We start from the raw sequence: 2,881 nt of genomic DNA, 5'->3' as shown, positions 1-2,881 counted from the left end.
ATCGTCGCCGACAACTCCACCGCCGCCGTGATGAAGCTGGTCACAAACCCGGCCAGGATGCCGCCAGCCATCAGCGGCACCACGATGCGCCGGATCGTGCTGGCCTTGCTCGCGCCCAGGCTTTCCGCCGCTTCTTCCAGGCTGATGTTGACCTGCTGCAGCGCCGCCATGCACGAACGCAAGGCATACGGCAGCCGTCGCACCGCATAGGCGATCATGATCAGCACCCAGGTCTGCGTGAACAGCGTGTCGGTGAACGGGATCGTCACATCCTTGAACAGGCGCAGGTAGCCAATCGCCAGCACCACCCCCGGAATCGCCATCGCCGCGCTGGCGGTATAGTCGAGCCACTGCCGGCCCGGCAGTTTGGTGCGCAGGATCAGGTAGGCAATCGCGGTACCAAGCACCACGTCAATCAGCGCGGCCAGACCGCAGTAGAGCAGCGTATTGCTCACCATGCCGCCGGCACCCGAGATGACCGCGCTGTAATGCTGCAGTGTGTAGGCGTCAGGCACCACCGAGAAGCTCCAGACACTGGCCAGCGACAGCAGCAGGATGCCGATATGCGGCGACAGCACCACCAGCAGCACCAGGCCGATCCAGCCATACGCCATCACCGCCTGCATCGGCGTGAGGGTGCGGCGCTGGATCGAACTGCCGCCCTTCTGGGTGGTCGAGTAATCCTTGCCCTTGAGCACCCGCGCCGACAGCCACAGCGCCAGGATCGAGAAGCCGATCATGATGAACGAGATCACATACCCGAGCGGGTCGTCCAGGCCGACCGAGGTGATGCGCAGGTACGCTTGCGGCGCCAGCATGTTGGTGGTGCCCAGCACCAGCGGCGTGCCCAGGTCGTCGAACACCTTGACGAACACCAGCGCGGCGCCGGCGATGAAGCCCGGCATGGCCAGCGGGAAGATCACGCGGCGAAACAGCCGGAAACCGCGCGCGCCCAGGTTGAGCGCACTTTCTTCCATCGCGCCATCGATGTTTCTGAGTGAGACGGTCAGGTTCATCAGGATGAACGGGAAGTAGTGGATGCTTTCGACGAACACCACCGCGGTCAGTCCTTCCATGACCGGGATCTTGAAGCCGAACCAGTCGCTGAGCAGCAGGTTGATACTGCCGTTGTCGCCGAAGATCAGTTGCAGCGCCACCGCCCCGACGAAGGGTGGCATGATCAGCGGCAGCACGCCCAGGGTCTGGATCAGGATGGCGCCGCGGAACTGGAAACGCACCGTGAAGTAGGCCAGCGGCACCGCAATGAGCGAGGCAAACAGCACCGACAGCAGCGACACGACAAGGCTGTTGGCAAACGATTCGCGCAGCAGCGATTGTTCAAAGAACGAGACGAAGTGATGCAGCGTGAAATGGCCGTCCGGGCCGAATGCCGACAGCACCACGGTCCCGACCGGCAGGACCAGGAACACGAGCAGTGCCGCAGCAATGAAGAGCGCGATCAGGGTCGGCGCCAGGGGATATCGAAGTTTCATGAAGAGTCCTTCCCTCCGTGGGTACGGCAGGAATAGCTAAAGGGAGTGGTGGCAATGGCCGGGGGCGGTGGATTGCCGCACCCCGGGTCCGTCGGCTTATTTGCTGGCCGCGGACGCCTGTTCAGCCAACTCGAGCGCCTTGGCGTAGTTGGCCTTGGCCTTGGAATTCCACTGGTCTTCCAGCGAGGCCATCTGCTTGTCGGCGAAATCGCCCATCGATTTCTTCGACACGCCCTTGGAGAACAGGTCCAGGAACGCCGGCTTCTTGAGCATCGCCTCGTCGACCACCGGCTTGAACGCCAGTTCGCGCGCCTGCTTGACCAGTTCGGCGGCTTGCGCATTGGGCTTGGCCGCCAGCTTCTGCTCGGCCTCATGGATCGCCTTGGTCACCGCCTGCAATTCCTTGTGGCGGAAGGTGATGGTCTGGTCGAACAGCGCGGTCACCACGTGGTAGCGTTTCTGCGCCATCTCCGAATCGAACTGCACCTTCGATTTCTTGGCGACTTCAAAGATGTTCGGATAGCCGGCCGGCACCTTGCCCTGCAGCTTGTCGTAGGACACGATCGGCATGCGCGAGATCTTGGGGTCGAGCAGCAGGGCCTGGCCCTCGTTGGACAGCGTATAGGCGATGAACTTGTTGGCGTCGGCCGCATTCCGGGCGCCGTTGACCAGGCCGATGCTGGCCGGGACCACCGAGGTCACCGTCGGATACGCAAACTCGACCGGGAAACCGCTGTACTTGCCGGCCAGCCCGAAGAAGTCGATCACCAGGCCAATGCCGAACTGGCCGCTGTTGACGCCGTCGGGCACGCCGAACGAGCGCTCGGTAATGGCCTTGCAGTTGCCGGCAATTTCCATCAGTTGCGTCCAGCCCTTGTCCCAGCCTTCGCCTTGCAGGATCGCTTCGACCGTCAGGTGGGTGGTGCCGGAACGCGATGGCGCGCTGACGGCGACATGGCCGAAATAGATGCCCTTGGTCAGGTCGCTCCATTCGGCCGGCGCCGGCAGCTTGTTGGCCTTGAGGTAGCGGGTGTTCCACATCAGCCCGTAGCCCGACAGCGCCTGGCCGTAATACAGGCCGTCCGGATCGTTCATCGGGTAGTTGCCGATCTTGTCGGGCGCGGCCGGGTTCTTGACCTCGGCTGGCTTGGTCAGCAGCTTCTCGCGCGACAGCACTTCGAACGCATCCGGAGCGGACGCCCAGAAGATGTCGGGCCGCTGGCCGGGCGAAGCTTCCTTGATGAAGGCCAGCGACGCATTGGAATTCTTGTTGAGCACCTCGACCTTGATGTCCGGGTGCTTCTGCTCGAACGCCTTCTTGTAGGTATCCGTGATCTCCTTCGGAAACGACGTGATGATCGTGATCGATGCCGCTTGCACCGAGGCGG

2 protein-coding genes are annotated in these 2,881 nt (G+C 62.9%); both read right to left on the bottom strand.

Annotation, left to right across the window (positions count from 1 at the left end; translation table 11 throughout):
• The coding region (locus ACFQUU_RS29120) for an ABC transporter permease (RefSeq protein ID WP_382252110.1) at positions 1 to 1,493 on the bottom strand (1,493 nt) is incomplete at its 3' end.
• Between the two features lie 96 nt (positions 1,494 to 1,589).
• Positions 1,590 to 2,873 (bottom strand): ABC transporter substrate-binding protein, encoded by a 1,284-nt coding sequence (locus ACFQUU_RS29115; RefSeq protein ID WP_382252111.1) that lies wholly within the window; start codon positions 2,871 to 2,873, stop codon positions 1,590 to 1,592.
• Between the last annotated feature and the right edge of the window lie 8 nt (positions 2,874 to 2,881).

It is taken from the genome of Herbaspirillum sp. GCM10030257, assembly GCF_042666555.1.
In the GTDB taxonomy this organism is placed as follows: Bacteria; Pseudomonadota; Gammaproteobacteria; order Burkholderiales; family Burkholderiaceae_D; genus Noviherbaspirillum.
The sequence above is the reverse complement of the archived record's forward strand: the minus strand, read 5'-3'. Positions and strand labels throughout refer to the sequence as shown.